The sequence below is a fragment of the Variovorax sp. KBW07 genome (assembly GCF_003852515.1).
Lineage (GTDB): Bacteria > Pseudomonadota > Gammaproteobacteria > Burkholderiales > Burkholderiaceae_C > Variovorax.
In genome coordinates this window covers 1-16,590 of the sequence record NZ_QAJK01000009.1, presented here as the reverse complement: position 1 = coordinate 16,590, position 16,590 = coordinate 1, and the positions used below count along the sequence as shown (strand labels likewise).

12 protein-coding genes are annotated in these 16,590 nt (G+C 69.3%); 9 read left to right on the top strand and 3 right to left on the bottom strand.

Translation table 11 applies throughout. The annotated features are described in order from the left end of the window. Positions 1–187: 187 nt before the first annotated feature. The gene (locus tag DBV14_RS01955) at positions 188–1,018 is read right to left on the bottom strand and encodes a creatininase family protein (RefSeq protein WP_124457517.1); all 831 of its coding nucleotides are present in this window, start codon (positions 1,016–1,018) and stop codon (positions 188–190) included. A gap of 225 nt (positions 1,019–1,243) precedes the next feature. On the opposite strand from DBV14_RS01955, the gene pgaA reads away from it, so the two are divergent. The 5 genes from pgaA to DBV14_RS01930 all read left to right on the top strand — a co-directional run bounded on the left by pgaA (position 1,244) and on the right by DBV14_RS01930 (position 8,910). After that, on the top strand, positions 1,244–3,979 hold the full coding sequence (gene pgaA, locus DBV14_RS01950) for a poly-beta-1,6 N-acetyl-D-glucosamine export porin PgaA (protein WP_148092424.1): 2,736 nt from the start codon (positions 1,244–1,246) through the stop codon (positions 3,977–3,979). After that, positions 3,979–6,120, top strand: coding sequence for a poly-beta-1,6-N-acetyl-D-glucosamine N-deacetylase PgaB (gene pgaB, locus DBV14_RS01945; RefSeq protein WP_185545893.1), 2,142 nt, complete (start codon positions 3,979–3,981; stop codon positions 6,118–6,120). The genes pgaA and pgaB overlap by 1 nt, the downstream gene beginning before the upstream one ends. Further along, positions 6,117–7,394 (top strand): poly-beta-1,6-N-acetyl-D-glucosamine synthase, encoded by a 1,278-nt coding sequence (gene pgaC, locus DBV14_RS01940; RefSeq protein ID WP_124457514.1) that lies wholly within the window; start codon positions 6,117–6,119, stop codon positions 7,392–7,394. The genes pgaB and pgaC overlap by 4 nt, the downstream gene beginning before the upstream one ends. Then, positions 7,384–7,965 carry a poly-beta-1,6-N-acetyl-D-glucosamine biosynthesis protein PgaD gene (gene pgaD / locus DBV14_RS01935; protein WP_124457513.1) on the top strand — a complete coding sequence of 194 codons (582 nt, stop codon included), beginning with the start codon at positions 7,384–7,386 and terminating at the stop codon, positions 7,963–7,965. Before pgaC ends, pgaD begins: the two co-directional genes overlap by 11 nt. A gap of 147 nt (positions 7,966–8,112) precedes the next feature. After that, positions 8,113–8,910 (top strand): SDR family oxidoreductase, encoded by a 798-nt coding sequence (locus tag DBV14_RS01930; protein WP_124457512.1) that lies wholly within the window; start codon positions 8,113–8,115, stop codon positions 8,908–8,910. An 8-nt stretch (positions 8,911–8,918) separates the two neighbouring features. Here the strand turns inward: DBV14_RS01930 and DBV14_RS01925 are convergent, their stop codons facing one another. Continuing rightward, positions 8,919–9,824 (bottom strand): LysR family transcriptional regulator, encoded by a 906-nt coding sequence (locus tag DBV14_RS01925; protein ID WP_124457511.1) that lies wholly within the window; start codon positions 9,822–9,824, stop codon positions 8,919–8,921. A gap of 86 nt (positions 9,825–9,910) precedes the next feature. Between DBV14_RS01925 and DBV14_RS01920 the strand changes: the two genes are divergently transcribed. After that, entirely contained in the window at positions 9,911–10,921 is a 1,011-nt protein-coding gene (locus DBV14_RS01920) for a zinc-binding alcohol dehydrogenase family protein (RefSeq protein ID WP_124457510.1), read from the top strand. 233 nt (positions 10,922–11,154) lie between these two features. Then, positions 11,155–11,721: a GNAT family N-acetyltransferase gene (locus tag DBV14_RS01915; protein WP_124457509.1), complete on the top strand. Its 567-nt coding sequence runs from the start codon at positions 11,155–11,157 to the stop codon at positions 11,719–11,721. A 14-nt stretch (positions 11,722–11,735) separates the two neighbouring features. On the opposite strand, the gene DBV14_RS01910 is transcribed toward DBV14_RS01915, so the two are convergent. Next, positions 11,736–13,049, bottom strand: a complete 1,314-nt coding sequence (locus tag DBV14_RS01910) for a sorbosone dehydrogenase family protein (protein ID WP_124457508.1) — start codon at positions 13,047–13,049, stop codon at positions 11,736–11,738. A gap of 224 nt (positions 13,050–13,273) precedes the next feature. On the opposite strand from DBV14_RS01910, the gene DBV14_RS01905 reads away from it, so the two are divergent. After that, complete coding sequence (locus tag DBV14_RS01905) at positions 13,274–14,050, top strand: alanyl-tRNA editing protein (RefSeq protein WP_124457507.1); 777 nt, start codon at positions 13,274–13,276, stop codon at positions 14,048–14,050. Between the two features lie 101 nt (positions 14,051–14,151). Next, positions 14,152–16,335, top strand: a complete 2,184-nt coding sequence (locus tag DBV14_RS01900) for a protein-disulfide reductase DsbD (protein WP_124457506.1) — start codon at positions 14,152–14,154, stop codon at positions 16,333–16,335. Positions 16,336–16,590 lie beyond the last annotated feature (255 nt).

Below are 16,590 nucleotides of genomic sequence, written 5' to 3'. Positions count from 1 at the left end.
TGGTGTACCGCTGATCAACGACCACTCTGATGACGCTCACGCGGATGGTGTGCTCTGCGCAGCGAAATAAAGGAGGAGCGAAGCGGGGGACATTCGCGGAGCAGAGCACACCGTCGGCGTGGGCGTCGCCCTGAACAGCAGCGCTCAGATCACTAGCAACAAAGAGCCGAACAGCAAAGGCGTCGCCTCAAGGCAGCGACCCAGTATTGGCAGTGCTCAACGGCAGCCGCGACACCTCGGCCAGCAGCAGCGCCAACTGTTCAGCAGCCGAGTCGATCACGGCCTGACCGTTTGCCGCAGTCGCGGCAGCCGCGTTACCCGCCGCACCCTGGGCGTTGTAGTCCTCCATCGCCCAGCCGAGCTTTGCGCTCTTGCCGTTACCGAGGATCGCGTAGTCGGCCGCTCGCTGCTCCGACGTCGAACGGAAATCTTGCGCTTCGGCCATGCGTACCAGCTGAGGGGTCAGGGCCAGCATCATCGATGTTTCGATCTCGCCTGCGTGCACGCCGAAACGGTGTTCCTGCGCGCTGAATTTTTCACCCGCATCGCCCAGCGGCAGGTTGAACCAGCTCACGCTGTAGACGATCAGGCCGTGCGCCGCGCGCAGCTCCCGCGCCACGATGTCCATCGCGCCCACGTGGCCGCCGTGTGCATTGAACAGCACCAGCTTCTTCACGCCGGCCCGCGCCACACCGGCGCCGATTTCGCTCCACATGCGGATCAGGGTCTCGGCCGACAGCGTCAGCGTGCCCGCGAAACGCGCGTGCTCGGGGCTCAGGCCGATCTGCTGGGTTGGCAGGAACAGCACCGGCAACGCAGCCGGCAACAACGGCAACGACGCGGCCACGATGCCATCGGCCAGCACCGTGTCCACGCCCAGCGGCAAATGCGGGCCGTGCTGCTCGGTCGCACCCAGTGGCAGCACCGCGACGCTGGCCGCTGCGTCGAGCGCCGCGAAGTCGCGCGTGGTCAGTTGGGACCAGAAGCGGGGCAGGGAAGGAGCCGAAGAAGCATTCATCGAGCGATCTTAGTTGGCCGGAGATGCGTCCGAATTGAGAGCAGTTGTCCTACGTAACCACATCCTGGCGACAACCAAAACGTCAACCTATTCACACTTATAAGCATTTCCTGGCACTTTAGTTTGCCATTGTTAACAGTTCTGAATAGAGTCGATTTTCAGAATCAATTTTAGAACTCCGAGGTCCGGCTTTCCGGTCCGAAGGGTTCGGCTTCCGTGGCGGCAATGTCTGTTGCCGCATGGAAGGCGTTGGTCAAAGGGAGCAGAGTGTTCATCCAGAAAATAGCTGGAGGCACGGTCACGGCTGGGCGCAAATTGGCGCTCTACCGTTCGTTGTCTCAACACCTCGCACCGAGTGCGCGAGGATTTCCATCCATTGTTTACGTACTGGCCGCCTTCGGTGCTTCGACTGCGGCGCTGGCCCAGTCGCCTGTTATCACGACAAATGCGCCCGCCGCCGACCGCGGCGCGGCAGTGGCGTACGGCGCGCAAGCGCACGACGCATTGATCGTCGCGCGCCGCGCCGGCCGCATCACGCCGACGCAGGCACTGCAGCAGCTGAAAGACTGGCTTGCGGCGCCTGGTTCACCCGGCACGCTGGGCACCTTGAGCGAGGCCGAGCGCCAGCGCGTGGTGTCCGACGCCATCGCCATCGCGGCCGGTGACGGCCAGTTCGCCGAAGCCGTGGCGCTGGGCCGCCAGCAGTCGCCGGCAAAGCTGAGCGACTACGCACTGGGCCCGCTCGCGCTGGCTGCACGGCGCACGCACGACACCACGCTGCAAGGCGAGACCATCCGCGCCTGGCGCGCACGGCAACCGGCGGCGCGCGAGCCCCGCATCCACGAAGCCTTCTGGCGGCTCGACAGCGGCGACGTGGCGGGCGCGAAGGCGCTCAGCGACGCCCTTTCGAAAGATTCGAAAGAACCCGCACGGCAGGTCGAAGACCGCGTGGCGGTGCTCGAACTGCGCGCGGCCGTGGCCCGCGCCGACGGCCAACCGCTGCAGGCGCTGGCCGCCTACACCGAGGCCGGCGCGCTGCGCCCCGAGCGCCGCGACATCCGGCGCGAGGCCGACTTTCTTCTCGCCGACAACGGCGCCGCATCGACCGCCTTCGAAGACGCCGAAGCCACCGAGCGCGCCCACCCCGGCAGCTTCTCCGCGCTGGCCTTGTCGGTGCTGCAGCAGAAGGCGCTGGCGCAGCGGCTGCGCTGGGCCATCGAGGAGCGCGACCAGCGCCTGGGCCCGGCCCGCGTGGTCGCGCTCGACAAGGTGCTGGCCGACCAGGACATCGCACTGGCCCGGCTCGACGCCGCGGCGCTGCGGGCCAATGCAGGCAACGCCAACGCCGATGGCGATGCCGATGCGTGGCGCGCCCTGCGCGTGAACCTCCAGTCCGACCGCCTGCTGGCACTGGTCGAACGCGGCCGCCCCGCCGACGCCATTGCGCTGTACAACAGCCTGCGCGCCGCCGGCACCGACCTGCCTTTCTACGGCCTCGCCGCGGCAGCCCGCGCACTTGCGCAGGAGCGCCGCTCGGTCGATGCCGTGCCGCTCTACGAAGCCGCCGTCGCCAAGGGCGGCGCCGACCTGCCGATGCCCGACGAAATCTATTTCGGGCTGGTCTACGCCTACCAGGACACCGGCCGCTTCGAGGAAGCCGAAGCACTGCTGACGCGGCTCGAAGAGCACACGCCGGCCCTCATGCGCCTCACGCCCGAAGCCGGGCGGCCCAACGGCCAGTACACCGACGTGAGCGGCATGCGCGCGCTGATGCAGCTCTACACCGACCGGCCCGCGGCCGCGCAGCGGCGCTTCGCGACGCTGACGCAGGAAGCCCCGCTCAATGCCGGCTATGCCTTCGGTGCCGGCCTGACCGAGCGGCTGCGCGAACACCCCGAGGCGGCGCTCGCGCGCTTCGAGGCGCAGGCGGCCGACCAGCCCTACGACACCAGCGCGCGCGTCGGCCATGTCGAAGCCCTGCTCGACGCGGGCTGGTTCGGCAACGCACGGCAACGCGCCGAATCGCTGGTGGCCGACGCCGGCGACACCGTCGAGGTGCGCGACATGGAACGCAAGCGGCGTGCCCTTACCGGTGCGCGGCTCGACGTCGACGCCGAGGCCTCCCGCGGCGGCGCGGCCATTGCCAGCCGCGAATGGCGCATCGACAGCCGGCTCAGTTCTGGCCTCATCAACGACGAATGGCGCGTGTTCTACGACCAGTCGCTGGGCCGGGGCAACACCGACATCGGCAACGCGAACTGGGCCCGCGGCGGCCTGGGCCTCAGCTGGCAGCGCGGCCCCTGGCTGGCCGAGGGCGCACTGCAGCATGCCAACGCCGGCCCCTACCGCAACAGCGTGGCCGGGCGCCTGGACTACCGCGCCAGCGACGCCTGGCGGCTCTCGGCCACCTACGACGGCGACAGCAAGGAGCTGCCGTGGAAGGCACGCGTGGCCGGCATCGGCGCGCGCGAAACCGCAGCCAGCGTGGGCTACGTGGTGAACGAGGCGCGCCGCTTCGACCTGCAGCTGCAGCGCCTGGACTTCAGCGACGGCAACGTGCGCGACGGCCTGGGCCTGGGCTGGCGCGAGCGCTGGATCAGCACGCCGCGCTTCCAGCTCGAAACCAAGCTCGAGGCCGACACCGGCCGCGGCCGCGCGCTGGACACGCCCTACTTCAACCCCTCGCGAGACGCCAGCGTGCAGGCCACGGTGCGCGCGCAATGGCTCAACTGGAAAAGCGACGACCGCCAGTTCTTCCAGGCCGTCGAGCTCGGCGGCGGCAGCTACCACCAGGCCGGCTTCGGCAGCGGCCCGCTGTGGAGCCTGCGCTACGAACACCGCTGGAACTTCGGCCAGAAATTCACGCTGCGCTACGGCTTGAGCATTTCCAGCCATCCCTACGACGGCGTGCGCGAACGACAGCGCGGCGTCTTCCTGAACCTCTCGATGCCCCTGCAGTGATGCCTACGAAGAACCTTTTCCCCTTCCTGCGGGCGGCCATGCTGTGGCTGCTGCTCGGGCTTGCCCTGGGCGCCCTGCCCCGGCTCGCCCTGGCGCAACCGCTGCCGCCGGCCGACCCCGACGACGGCGTGAGCTTTCGCGTGCTTTCGTTCCACGACGTGCGCACCGGCGTGCGCGCCAGCTTCGAGAGCTCGCCCGACGAAACCGCCATCGACGACCGCACGCTGGCCGAAGTGTTCGCCTGGCTGCAGTACAGCGGCTACCACCCGGTGAGCCTGCAGCAGATCATCGATGCGCGCGCCGGCGGCAAGCCGCTGCCCGCAAGGCCGGTGCTGCTGACCTTCGACGACGGCTACCGCAGCGCCTACACCAAGGTGTTTCCGCTGCTCAAGCGCTACGGCTACCCGGCGCTGTTCGCGCTGGTGACGAGCTGGCTCGAAGTGCCCGAAGGCCAGCCGGTGCACTGGGGCGACAAGCCCGCCCCGCGCGAGAACTTCCTGCTCTGGCGCGAGGCCGCCGAAATGGCGCGCTCGGGCCTGGTCGAGTTCGCCAGCCACAGCGATGCCATGCACACCGGCATCCAGGCCAACCCGCAAGGCAACATGCTGCCGGCGGCGGCCACCCACCGCTACGACCCGAAGACCGGCCGCTACGAAGACGACGCCGCCTACATGCGCCGCATCGAGACCGACCTGCGCCGCAGCCGCGCGCTGATCGAGGCACGCACCGGCGCCAAGGTGCGCGCCACCGTCTGGCCCTACGGCGCCTACAACGCGATGGCGCTGAAGGCCTCCGAGCGCGCGGGCATGCCCTACACCTTCACGCTCGACGACGGCTCCAACACCGCCGCCGTGCCGCTCACGCAGATCCGCCGCGCGCTGGCCGCCTACGACAACACCGCGCCCGAATACGCGCAGCTGCTGCGCAGCCCGGTGGGCGGCGAGGTGCGGCCGGTCAACCGCGTGATGCACGTCGACCTGGACTACGTGTACGACGCCGACCCGGCCCAGCAGGAGCGCAACCTCTCGGCACTGATCGACCGCGTGGCCGCCGTGCGCCCGCGCTCGGTGTTCCTGCAGGCCTATGCCGACCCCGATGGCGACGGCGTGGCCGACGCGCTCTACTTTCCGAACCACCACCTGCCGATGCGCGCCGACCTGTTCAGCCGCGCCGCCTGGCAGCTGCGCAGCCGCACCGGCGTGAAGGTCTATGCCTGGATGCCGGTCACGGCCTTCCGCCTGCCGGCGTCGAACCCGCTGGCCACCCGCACCGTGCTGGCGCAGGGCGGCAAGACGCCGGCCGACCGCTACCACCGGCTCACGCCCTTCGACCCGGCGGTGCGCACGCTGGTCGGCGACATCTACGAAGACCTGGGCCGCCATGCCTTCTTCGAGGGCCTGCTGTTCCACGACGACGCGATGCTCGCCGACGACGAAGACGCCAGCCCCGCCGCGCTGGCCACCTATGCGAAGTGGGGCCTGCCGCCCGACGTGGCCGCGATTCGCGCCGACCCCGCGCTGATGGCCCGCTGGACCACCGCCAAGACCCGCTACCTCATCGAGTTCACGCAGGAGCTGATGGGCCGCGTGGGCGCCTGGCGGCCGGCACTGGAAACCGCGCGCAACCTCTATGCGCGGCCGGTGCTCGAGCCCGAAGCCGAGCAGTGGTTCGCGCAGAACTACGAAGCCTCGCTGGCGGCCTACGACTACGTGGGCCTGATGGCCATGCCGCGCATGGAGCGCGAGGCCGATGCGCAGGGCTGGCTCACGCGCCTGGCACGCCGCGCCGCCGACACGCCGCGCGGCCTCGACGGCACCGTGTTCGAGCTGCAGGCGCGCGACTGGCGCACCGGCAAGCCCGTGCCCGACGACGAGCTGGCGCGCCAGTGGACGCTGCTGCAGCGCGCCGGCGTGCGGCACCTGGGCTACTACCCCGACGACTTCTTGAACAACCAGCCGTCGCTAGACGTGGTGCGCCGCGCGATCTCGGTGCGCTCGCTGCTGCCGCGCGCGCTGGCTTCGTCCCCCGTTCCCGCCGCGACGACACCGTCGCAAACCGCGCCCGCTCCGGCGGCAACAACAGCAGCCCCCGTGCAACCGGCTCAGCCGGCCCAGCCGGCGCAAGGAGAACGGTCGCCATGACCTCCACCCACTTCCTCGCACAGACGCTGCCCACGCTGCTGTTCGGCTTCGTCTTCTACTACCCGTTCTTCATGGCCTGGGTGTGGATGGCGGGCGGCATGTCGCACGCCATGGTGTTCGAGCGCAAGCGCGACGTCGACGTCGATCCGCTCGACCTGCTCGCCACCCGCCCGCTGGTCACCGTGGTGGTGCCGTGCTTCAACGAGGCGCCGCACCTGCGCGAAGTGATCGAGCAGCTGATGCGCACGCGCTACCCCAACTACGAAGTGATTGCCGTCAACGACGGCAGCAGCGACGGCACCGGCGAACTGCTCGACGCGATGACGAAGGAATACAGCCGCCTGCGCGTCATTCACAACGCCAGCAACCAGGGCAAGGCCGTGGGCCTGAACACCGCCTGCCAGCTGGCACGCGGCGAATACATCCTGGGCATCGACGGCGACGCACTGGTGGACGCCGACGCCATCGCCTGGATGCTGCAGCCGATGCTGGCTTCGGAGCGCATCGGCGCGGTGACCGGCAACCCGCGCATCCGCACCCGCACCACGCTGCTGGGGCGCATGCAGGTGGGCGAGTTCTCGTCGATCATCGGGCTCATCAAGCGTTCGCAGCAACTGGTGGGCACGCTGTTCACGGTGTCGGGCGTGCTGGCGATGTTCCGGCGCCGCGCCGTGATCGAGGTCGACTTCTGGAGCCCCGACGTGCTCACCGAAGACATCGACATGAGCTGGAAGCTGCAGCTTGCCGGCTGGCAGCTGCGCTTCGAGCCGCGCGCGCTGTGCTGGATCCTGATGCCCGAGACCTTGCGCGGTCTCTGGAAGCAGCGCCTGCGCTGGGCCGTCGGCGGCATCCAGACCATGCTGCGCTACACGCCGCGCATCCTGCGGCCGGGCAACTGGCGCATGTGGCTCATCTACGCCGAGTACATGACCAGCGTGGTGTGGGCCTATGCCATGGCCGCGGTGCTGGTCATCAGCCTGGCACGGCCCTTCCTGCCGGTGGACTCGCTCTGGCACTCGGCGCTGCTGCCGCACTGGCAGGGCACGCTGCTGGCCATGACCTGCATCCTGCAGATGCTGCTCAGCCTGTGGATCGATCGCCGCTACGACCGCGACCTGATGCGCTATTTCGCCGGAACGATCTGGTACCCGATCGCTTTCTGGACCATCACGATGGCGACCACCGTCATCGCCCTTCCCAAAGCCCTGACACGCCGCCGCGGCAAGCGCGCGGTGTGGACGAGCCCTGACCGAGGAGTTTCCGATGCCCCATGAGTCCCACGCCCATTCCCAGCCGCCCGAGACGCACGCCGACATGAACCCGCCGACACGGCGGCGCTCGTGGGGCCAGCCCGCGGGAGAAGAACCCATCATCGACGCCGCGCGCATTTCGCTGCGCGCCTTCGGCAACGGCCGTTCGCCGCAGCGCACGCTGGCCATGTACCTGTGGCTGCGCGTGCTGCGCCCGGCGGTCACCATTGCCATCTGGTTCTGTGCCATCTGGTATGCGTGGCCCTATGTGCTGGGCGCGCGCTCGCAGCCCGAAGTGCTGCACCTGCTGGGCCTGTACGCGGTGGTCATCTGCGTGATCCTGTTGTCGATGCTGGTGATGGCGCCGTGGCGCCGCCGCCAGCAGGAACGCGAGGCGCCGCCGGACCAGGAACAGTCGTCGCTGTTCGCGCTGGCTTCCTACATCGAGGTGCCGCCGGCGCGCCTGTCGACCTGGCAGCGCACCCGCCAGCTGCTGGTGCACCACGACCACGACGGCCAGCTGCGCGACGCCACCGACACCACGCCCGGCGCGCTGGAGCCCGAACCGCTGCGCCGCGCGGCCGCGCGCCGCTGACAACACGGCGGGCAGCGCGCATGCGTCCTTGATTGAAAGTGAAGGAGTGAAAGCGCGGCCGGCCAACGGCCGCGCGCGTGCAGGGGTTTCGCGGCGGTGATTCAATCGGCCGCCACGCCCCTTCACTCATTCCCCAAGGACGCCTTCATGGATCTCCAGCTCCAGGACCAGCACGTACTCATCACCGGCGGCAGCAAGGGCATCGGCCTGGCCTGCGCGCTGGGCTTCCTGCGCGAGGGTGCGCGCGTGAGCCTCGTCTCGCGCGATCTGCAGAACCTGCAACAAGGCCAGCAGGCGCTGGTCGAGGCCTTCGCACAGGCCGAAGGCCGCATCTCGCTGCATGCGGCCGACCTGAAGGACCCGGCCAGTGCGGTGGCCGCGCTCGATGCGGCCGAGCAGGCCTTCGGTGCGGTCGACGTGCTCGTCAACTCGGCCGGCGCCGCGCGCCGCACCCCGCCCGACGACCTGACGCCCGCCGCCTGGCACGACGCCATGGACGCCAAGTACTTCACCTACATCCACATGATCGACCCGGTGGTCAAGCGCATGGGCCAGCGCGGGCGCGGCACCATCGTCAACGTGATCGGCCAGGGCGGCAAGGTCGCGAGCCCGGTCCACATGGCCGGCGGCGCCGCCAATGCCGCGCTGATGCTGGTGAGCGCCGGCATGGCCGCGGCCTATGCCGCCAAGGGCGTGCGCGTGAACGCCGTGAACCCCGGCCTCACGCTGACCGCGCGGCTGCAGGAAGGCATGAAGGCCGATGCCAGGCTGCAGGGCATCGGCACCGACGAGGCGCTGGAGCGCGCCACCGCGCGCCTGCCGCTGGGCCGCATCGCGACACCTGAAGAGATCGCCAACACGGTGCTGTTCCTGGCCTCGCCGAAGGCCAGCTACGTGACCGGCGCCATCGTGGCGATGGACGGCGCGGTCACGCCGATGATCTGAGCCGGCCTTCAGCTGGCCAGCAGCAGCTCGAACTTCGCGGCCAGAAAATCGACGAAGGCCCGCACGCGCGCCGGCACGAAGCGGCCACTGGGCAGCAGCGCATGCAGCGGATACGGCTCGGTGTCCCACCCGGGCAGCAGCCGCACCAGCCGGCCTTCGCGCAGGTCGTTGCGCACATCGAGCGCCGACTTGAGCGAAATGCCATGGCCCGCCACGGTCCACTCGCGCGCGAGCGAGGCGTCGTCCACGCTGCGGTTGCCGTTCACGCGCACTTCGGTCCACTGCCCGTTCTGCGCAAAACGCCAGGTACGGTGAAGGCGCCCGCCGCGGTTGAAGGTCAGGCAGTTGTGGTGCGCCAGGTCTTGCGGCGTCTTCGGCGCGGCATGGCGGCGCAGGTAGTCGGGCGAGGCGGTCAGCAGCGGGTTGGTCATTGCGAAGGGCCGCGCCACCAATCGCGAATCGGCCAGCGCGCCGTAGCGCAGCGCCACGTCGACCTCGTCTCGCATCACGTCCAGCGGACGGTCGCCCACCGACAGCGACAGCTGCACGCCGGGGTGCAGCGCCAGGAATTCGTCGAACCACGGCAGCAGCGTGCTGCGCGTGAGGTCCGAAGGCGAGGCCACGCGCAGCGTGCCGATCAGCTCGCCGCGGTCGGCCGTGACCAGCGATTCGCCTTCGTCGAGCAGCTCGAAGGCGCGCACCGCGTAGTCGAGCAGCGTCTGGCCCTGCGGCGTGAGGCGCATGGCGCGCGTGGAGCGTTCGAACAGACGGGCACCGAGTTGCGCCTCCAGCCGCTTGAGCGTGGCGCTGGCCGCCGCCGGCGTGATGCCCAGCGCGTGCGCCGCCGCCGTGAGCGTGCCGCCGCGCGCCGTTTGCACCAGCACCCGCAGGTCGGATGTATTTTCAATTTTCATTTGAAGGTGTTGCTGGTTTCACGGGTCTTATCAAACCGGCCTTGCCATCCTACAGTTCAGGCATCGTTTCAAAAAGGTCCATTGCCATGAAAGCCATCGGCTACTACCAGCCCCTTCCCATCGACAACGCCGAATCGCTGCAGGACATCGAGCTGCCCGCTCCCGTGGCCGGCCCGCGCGACCTGCTGGTGCGCGTGAAGGCGGTGTCGGTCAACCCGGTCGACACCAAGGTCCGCAAGAACGCCGCACCCGAAGCCGGCCAGGCCAAGGTGCTGGGCTGGGACGCCGTGGGCACGGTCGAGGCCATCGGCGGCGCGGTGAAGAACTTCAAGGTCGGCGACCGCGTGTACTACGCGGGCTCGATCATTCGGCCCGGCGCCAACTCCGAGCTGCACGCGGTGGATGAACGCATCGCCGCCCTCGCGCCGAAGAGCCTCGACGACGCGCAGGCCGCGGCGCTGCCGCTGACCACCATCACCGCTTACGAGCTGCTGTTCGACCGCCTGCAGGTGCCCAAGGGCGGCGGCGAGGGCCAGACGCTGCTGGTCACCGGCGGTGCGGGCGGCGTGGGCTCGATCCTGATCCAGCTGGCACGCCAGCTCACGCAGCTGCGCGTGATCGCCACGGCCTCGCGTGCCGAAACGCGCGAGTGGTGCCTGGCACTGGGCGCGCATGCGGTGATCGACCATTCGAAGCCGCTGGCGGCGGAGCTGAAGGCGGCGGGCATCGGCGAGGTGGACATGGTGGCGAGCCTGACGCAGACGGAGCAGCACTACGCGCAGATCATCGAGAGCCTGAAGCCGCAGGGGCAACTGGCGGTGATCGACGACATGAAGGTGCTGGACGCGATGCCGCTGAAGACGAAGTGCATTTCGCTGCATTGGGAAATGATGTTCACGCGCTCGCGCTTCGAGACGCCGGACATGGCGCAGCAGGGTGCGTTGCTGGCGGAGGTGGCGGCGCTGGTTGACGCAGGGCGCATTCGCACGACGGCGAACGCGAGTTTCGGGACCATCAACGCAGCGAACCTGAAGCGTGCGCATGCGCTGATCGAGAGTGGCAAGGCGCAGGGCAAGGTCGTTCTGGCCGGATTCTGAGTTTCCTGCTCGCGATCGTTCGCATGGCCGTTGGGTCTGTTGTGAGTTGATGCGGGAGCGGGGGCATTCGGGGCGCGTGCGANNGCTGATCAACGACGGCTCTGATGACGCTCACGCCGATGGTGTGCTCTGCGCAGCGAAATAAAGGAGGAGCGAAGCGGGGGACATTCGCGGAGCAGAGCACACCGTCGGCGTGAGCGTCGCCCTGAATGGCCCCGAGCACAATCGCTCGCATGACCAACAACAGCACGACGCCACTCATCGAATTCGAAACCCCTCGCCTGCGCCTGCGCCAATGGCGCGAGAGCGACTTCGCGCCCTTCTTCGCGCTGGCCTGCGACCCGCAGGTGATGGAGTTTCTTCTGCCCCTTCCGACACGTGCCGACAGCGACGCGTCGGCCGACCGTGCCAGGGCGCTCATCGCGAAGAACGGCTGGGGTTTCTGGGCCGTCGAGCACAAGGCATCGGGCGAGTTCGCCGGCTTCACCGGGCTCAACGTGCCGATGGCCTCGCTGCCGTTTTCACCTTGCGTCGAAATCGGCTGGCGCTTCGCCCGCAAGTGGTGGGGCCAGGGCATGGCGACCGAAGCGGCGCGCGGCGCATTGCAGGTCGGGTTCGAGCGGCTCGGGCTCGACGAAATCGTGGCCTTTACCGCGGTCGGCAACGTGCGCTCGGCCGCGGTGATGGAACGCCTGGGCATGCATGAAGACGTGGCCGGTGCGTTCGACCACCCGGCCGTGCCCGAAGGGCATGCGCTGCGCCGTCACCGGCTCTACCGCATCGGCCGCCCGCAGCGCTGAGAACGAAAGGTCGGCTACTGCGGCTTGCTGCGCGACACGCGCCACACGGCATTGCCCACGTCGTCGGCCACCAGCAGCGCGCCGCTCTTGTCGAGCGTCACGCCCACCGGGCGGCCCTGGGCCTTTTCGTCGGCACTGAGAAAGCCCGTGAGCACATCGACCGGCGGGCCGCTCGGCTTGCCGCCGATGAAGGGCACGAACACCACCTTGTAGCCCGACTTGGGCTTGCGGTTCCACGAGCCGTGCTCGCCGATGAAGACGCCGCTGGCGAACTCGGGCGGCATGCCGCGCGCATGCGAGAAGGTCATGCCCAGCGGCGCGACGTGCGAGCCCAGCGCGTAGTCGGGCGCGATGGCCTTGGCCGCCATCTCGGGGTTCTGCGGCGTCACGCGGGCATCGACGATGCCGCCGTAGTACGTCCACGGCCAGCCGTAGAAGGCGCCTTCCTTCACCGAGGTCAGGTAGTCGGGCACGAGGTCACTGCCGATCTCGTCGCGCTCGTTCACCACGGTCCACAGCACGTTGGTGTCCGGGTCCCAGCCCATGCCGTTGGGGTTGCGCAGGCCGCTCGCGAACAGGCGCTTTTCGCCCGACTTGGTATCGACCTCCCAGATGGCGGCGCGGCCTTCTTCGGCGGCAAGGCCGTTCTCGCCGATGTTGCTGTTGGAGCCGACCGTCACGTAGAGCTTGCTGCCGTCGGCATTGGCAATCACGTTCTTGGTCCAGTGGTGGTTGATGCCCGCGGGCAGCGGCGTCACCAGCACGGGCTTGGCGCTGACGGAGGTTTCGCCCTCGGTGTACGGCACCTTCACGAGTGCGTCGGCATTGGCGATGAAGAGCTCGTTGCCGACCAGCGCCATGCCGTAAGGCGATGTGAGGTTGGCCATGAAGACCTCTTTCACCTCGGCCACGCCGTCGCCGTTGGCGTCGCGCAGCAGGGTGATGCGGTTGGCGCTGGGCACGCCGGCGCCGGCGCGGCCCATGACCTTGCCCATGACCCAGTTGCGCACCTTGGCCACGAGGCCGCTGCCGCCGTCGTTGCTGCCCTCGGGCTTGGGCGGCTTGTTGCTCTCGGCCACCAGCACGTCGCCGTTGGGCAGGGTGTAGACCCAGCGCGGGTGGTCCAGGCCGCGTGCCAGGGCGGTCACGCGCAGGCCTTCGGCGGGGGTGGGCGCGGCGGTGTCGGTCCAGCCGATGGCGGGGGCCACGTTCACGGTGGGGAACAGCGTCTTGTTGGGGTCGGCCAGTTGCGGGCGCGGGCCGGTCGTGACCTCGGGCGTCAGCTTGGCGGCCTCGCCGCAGCCGGCCACGAGCAGCGCGGCGGCCATGGCCGTAACGAGGGTCAGGGCCAGGGCGGGTGCCCGCCGGGCTGGCCGAGTCGGAAAAGCATTGCGGGTGGGTACTTGCTGCGGTGCTTTCATGCGGAATCCTTGCGCGGCCGGTCGCCGCATACCGGGCGGATCATCCACAACCGGGCCGCCACGGGTTGTCGGTCGTGGGCGCTTTCGGGCGTGGGCGCACCTCATTTGCGCATCGCCGCTACCATCGCCGCATGACCGACGACCTGTTCCGCGCCGACGCGTACCTGCGCACCTGTGAAGCCCGCATCGTGCGCATCGAAGACACCGGCATCGTGCTCGACCGCACCGTGTTCTATCCCCTGGGCGGCGGGCAGGCCGGAGACGCCGGCGCGCTGGTGCTCGCGGACGGCCGCGAGCTGGCCATCGCCGACACGCGCAAGGCCAAGAACGAAGAAGGCCAGCCGCTCAACGAATTCATTCACGTGCCCGCGCCCGAGCAGGCCGAGCTGCTCGCCGCGCTGAAGCCCGGCGACACCGTGACGGCCCGCCTCGACTGGGAACGCCGCCACCGGCTGATGCGCTTTCACACCGCGTCGCACCTGCTGTGCCACCTCGTGCCGGTGCCGGTGAACGGCTGCTCGATCACGCCCGACTACGCGCGCATCGACTTTCACATGACCGACCCGCTCGACAAGGAAGCGCTCACCGCCGGCCTCGCCCGGCTGGTCGAAGCGGCGCATCCACTGACCGTGGGCGCCATCACCGACGAAGAACTCGACGCCAACCCGGCGCTGGTCAAGAGCATGAGCGTGCAACCGCCGCGCGGCTCGGGCACGGTCCGCACCATCCGTATCGGTGGCATGGGCGGCACGGCCGAGGGCGACGCGCAGATGATCGACTTCCAGCCCTGCGGCGGCACGCACGTGGCCAACACCGCGGAAATCGGCGCCGTGGTCGTGACCAAGATCGAGAAGAAAAGCGCCAACAGCCGGCGCGTGGTGCTGGGCTGGGCCGCCGCCGCGGCCTGAGAACGGCCGGAACTTCGCACCCTCTGAATGCTCCGACTGACGGCATGATCTTTTCGCGCATCCAATTCGCTACGCTTCTGATAGCAACCGCCGCAGCCTGCATGCCGGCTGCGGCCCAATTGACTCCCAAGACCGGGGCGGTGGTGACCACCCCCCACGTGCGCGCCGAGCTGATCGCGCACGCGCCCGATGGCGTAGCGCCCGGCGCACCGGTCTGGCTGGGCCTGCAGATCACGCACCAGCCCGAGTGGCACACCTACTGGAAGAACGCCGGCGATTCGGGCCTGCCCACCGAAATGACGTGGACGCTGCCGCCCGGCGTCTCGACCGGCGAAATCGCCTGGCCGGTGCCGAAGAAGATCCCGGTCGGCAACCTCGCCAACTACGGCTACGAAAACACCGTGCTGCTGCCGGTGCCGCTGGAGGTGTCGACGCTCTACAAGCCGCCGGTGGCCCTGGGTGGCACCCCGGCCATGGACATCCAGCTCAAGGCCACCTGGCTGGTCTGCCGCAAGGAATGCATTCCCGAAGAGGGCGAGTTCACGCTGTCGCTGCCGCTGCAAGGCTCGACCGCGCTGCACAAGGCCGATTTCGACACCGCGCAGGCGGCACAGCCGCAGCCGCTGGCCAAGCCCGGCGCCATCGAAGTCGACGGCGCCAACCTGAAGGTGCGCCTCGAAGGCCTGCCCGCCGCCGCGCAGGGCAAGACGCTGGCCTTCTTCCCCGAGACCCCCGAGGTGATCCGCACCGCGGCCGTCTCCGGCAAGGACTGGACCCAATCGTGGCAAGGCGGCACCTGGACCGCCACGGTGCCACTGGCCGACCAGCGCAGCGCCAGCCCCACGGTGTTGCCTGTTGTTGTGGCGCTGGCCGAAGCCGACCGGCAGGCCGGCCAGCCGGTCGCGTGGCGCGCCGAATCGCCCGTCACCGGCAACTGGCCCGCGGCACCGCAGCGTGCCGAAGTGTCGCCCGCGCTGCAGGCAGCGCTGACGGCCAATGCGGCCAACGCGGCGAAGGCGGCAACCGCCGCCGCGGCATCGCCCGCCGCCGACCTGAACGCCCCTTCTTCGACCACCTTCGTCATGGCCCTGTTCGGCGCCCTGCTCGGTGGCCTGCTGCTGAACCTCATGCCCTGCGTGTTCCCGATCCTGGCCATCAAGGTACTGGGCTTCGCGCGGCAGGCCGGCAACGCCAGCGCGCACCGCAAGGCCGGCTTGGCCTACACGGGTGGCGTGATGCTGTCTTTCCTCGCGCTGGGCGGCGCCATGCTCGCGCTGCGCGCGGCCGGCGCCGGGCTGGGCTGGGGCTTCCAGCTGCAGTCGCCGGGCGTGGTGGCGGCATTGGCCGCGCTGTTCACGCTGATCGGCCTGAACCTTGTCGGCGTGTTCGAGTTCGGCCGCGCCGCGCCGTCGTCGGTCTGCAGCGCGCAGGCCAAGCACCCGCTGGCCAACGACTTCCTTTCCGGCGTGCTGGCCGTGGTCATCGCCTCGCCCTGCACCGCGCCGTTCATGGGCGTGTCGCTGGGCTTCGCCATCGGCCTGCCGGCCGCCCAGGCCCTGTTGCTGTTCGCGGCATTGGGCTTCGGGCTGGCGCTGCCGTACCTGGTGGCCGGCTTCGTGCCCGCCATCGCGCGGCTGCTGCCCAAGCCCGGCCCGTGGATGAACACGCTGCGCCGCCTGCTGGCCTTCCCGATGTTCGCGACGGTGGCCTGGCTGGTCTGGGTGCTGGGCCAGCAAAGCGGCATCGACGGCGCGGGCACGCTGCTGGCGCTGCTGGTGTGCCTGGCCTCGATCGTCTGGGCGCTGACGCTGCGCGGCCGCACGCGGGTCGTGATCGCAACAGTGCTCATCGCCTTCACCGCGCTGCTGACCGGCGCAATCGGCCGCAACGTGCTGCAGGTGGTGGAGCCTGCCAGGCTGGCTGCATCATCGACCGACACCGGCACGCAGCGCTGGCAGCCATGGTCGGCCGAGCGCGTGGCCGAGCTGTCGGGCGCCGGCCAGCCGGTGTTCATCGACTTCACCGCGGCCTGGTGCGTGACCTGCCAGTACAACAAGAAGAGCACGCTGTCCGACGCCGAGGTCCTTGCCGACTTCGACGCCAAGAAGGTAGCGATGCTGCGCGCGGACTGGACCCGCCGCGACCCCGCAATCACGGCGGCGTTGACTGCGCTTGGACGCAGTGGTGTGCCTGTGTACGTGCTGCAGGCACCGGGCAAGCCGCCTGTGGTGCTGACCGAGATTCTGGGCAAGGACGAGGTCCGGGCCGCGTTGGCGAGACTCTGACTTTTGCCGGCAGGAAGACTTGGATGAAACCTTGTTTTTCTGTTTGTCGCGGGGTGTTTTCGGGGACCGCAGTTCGGGTCATTCAGGGCGACACTCGCGCCGACGGTGTGCTCTGCTCCGCGAATGTCCCCCGCTTCGCTCCTCCTTTATTTCGCTGCGCGGAGCACCCGATGCCAGTCGCACGAGGGCGCTGCTCTCGCATTGGCCGATCAACGACCGCTCTGAAGGCGCTCGCGCCGATGGTGTGCTCTGCGC

What these genes read in the sequence shown, in the direction of transcription:
- DBV14_RS01955 (WP_124457517.1), bottom strand. Translation starts at nt 1,018, where the DNA reads ATGAATGCTTCTTCGGCTCCTTCCCTGCCCCGCTTCTGGTCCCAACTG.
- pgaA (WP_148092424.1), top strand. Translation starts at nt 1,244, where the DNA reads ATGTCTGTTGCCGCATGGAAGGCGTTGGTCAAAGGGAGCAGAGTGTTC.
- pgaB (WP_185545893.1), top strand. Translation starts at nt 3,979, where the DNA reads ATGCCTACGAAGAACCTTTTCCCCTTCCTGCGGGCGGCCATGCTGTGG.
- pgaC (WP_124457514.1), top strand. Translation starts at nt 6,117, where the DNA reads ATGACCTCCACCCACTTCCTCGCACAGACGCTGCCCACGCTGCTGTTC.
- pgaD (WP_124457513.1), top strand. Translation starts at nt 7,384, where the DNA reads ATGCCCCATGAGTCCCACGCCCATTCCCAGCCGCCCGAGACGCACGCC.
- DBV14_RS01930 (WP_124457512.1), top strand. Translation starts at nt 8,113, where the DNA reads ATGGATCTCCAGCTCCAGGACCAGCACGTACTCATCACCGGCGGCAGC.
- DBV14_RS01925 (WP_124457511.1), bottom strand. Translation starts at nt 9,824, where the DNA reads ATGAAAATTGAAAATACATCCGACCTGCGGGTGCTGGTGCAAACGGCG.
- DBV14_RS01920 (WP_124457510.1), top strand. Translation starts at nt 9,911, where the DNA reads ATGAAAGCCATCGGCTACTACCAGCCCCTTCCCATCGACAACGCCGAA.
- DBV14_RS01915 (WP_124457509.1), top strand. Translation starts at nt 11,155, where the DNA reads ATGACCAACAACAGCACGACGCCACTCATCGAATTCGAAACCCCTCGC.
- DBV14_RS01910 (WP_124457508.1), bottom strand. Translation starts at nt 13,049, where the DNA reads ATGGCCGCCGCGCTGCTCGTGGCCGGCTGCGGCGAGGCCGCCAAGCTG.
- DBV14_RS01905 (WP_124457507.1), top strand. Translation starts at nt 13,274, where the DNA reads ATGACCGACGACCTGTTCCGCGCCGACGCGTACCTGCGCACCTGTGAA.
- DBV14_RS01900 (WP_124457506.1), top strand. Translation starts at nt 14,152, where the DNA reads ATGCCGGCTGCGGCCCAATTGACTCCCAAGACCGGGGCGGTGGTGACC.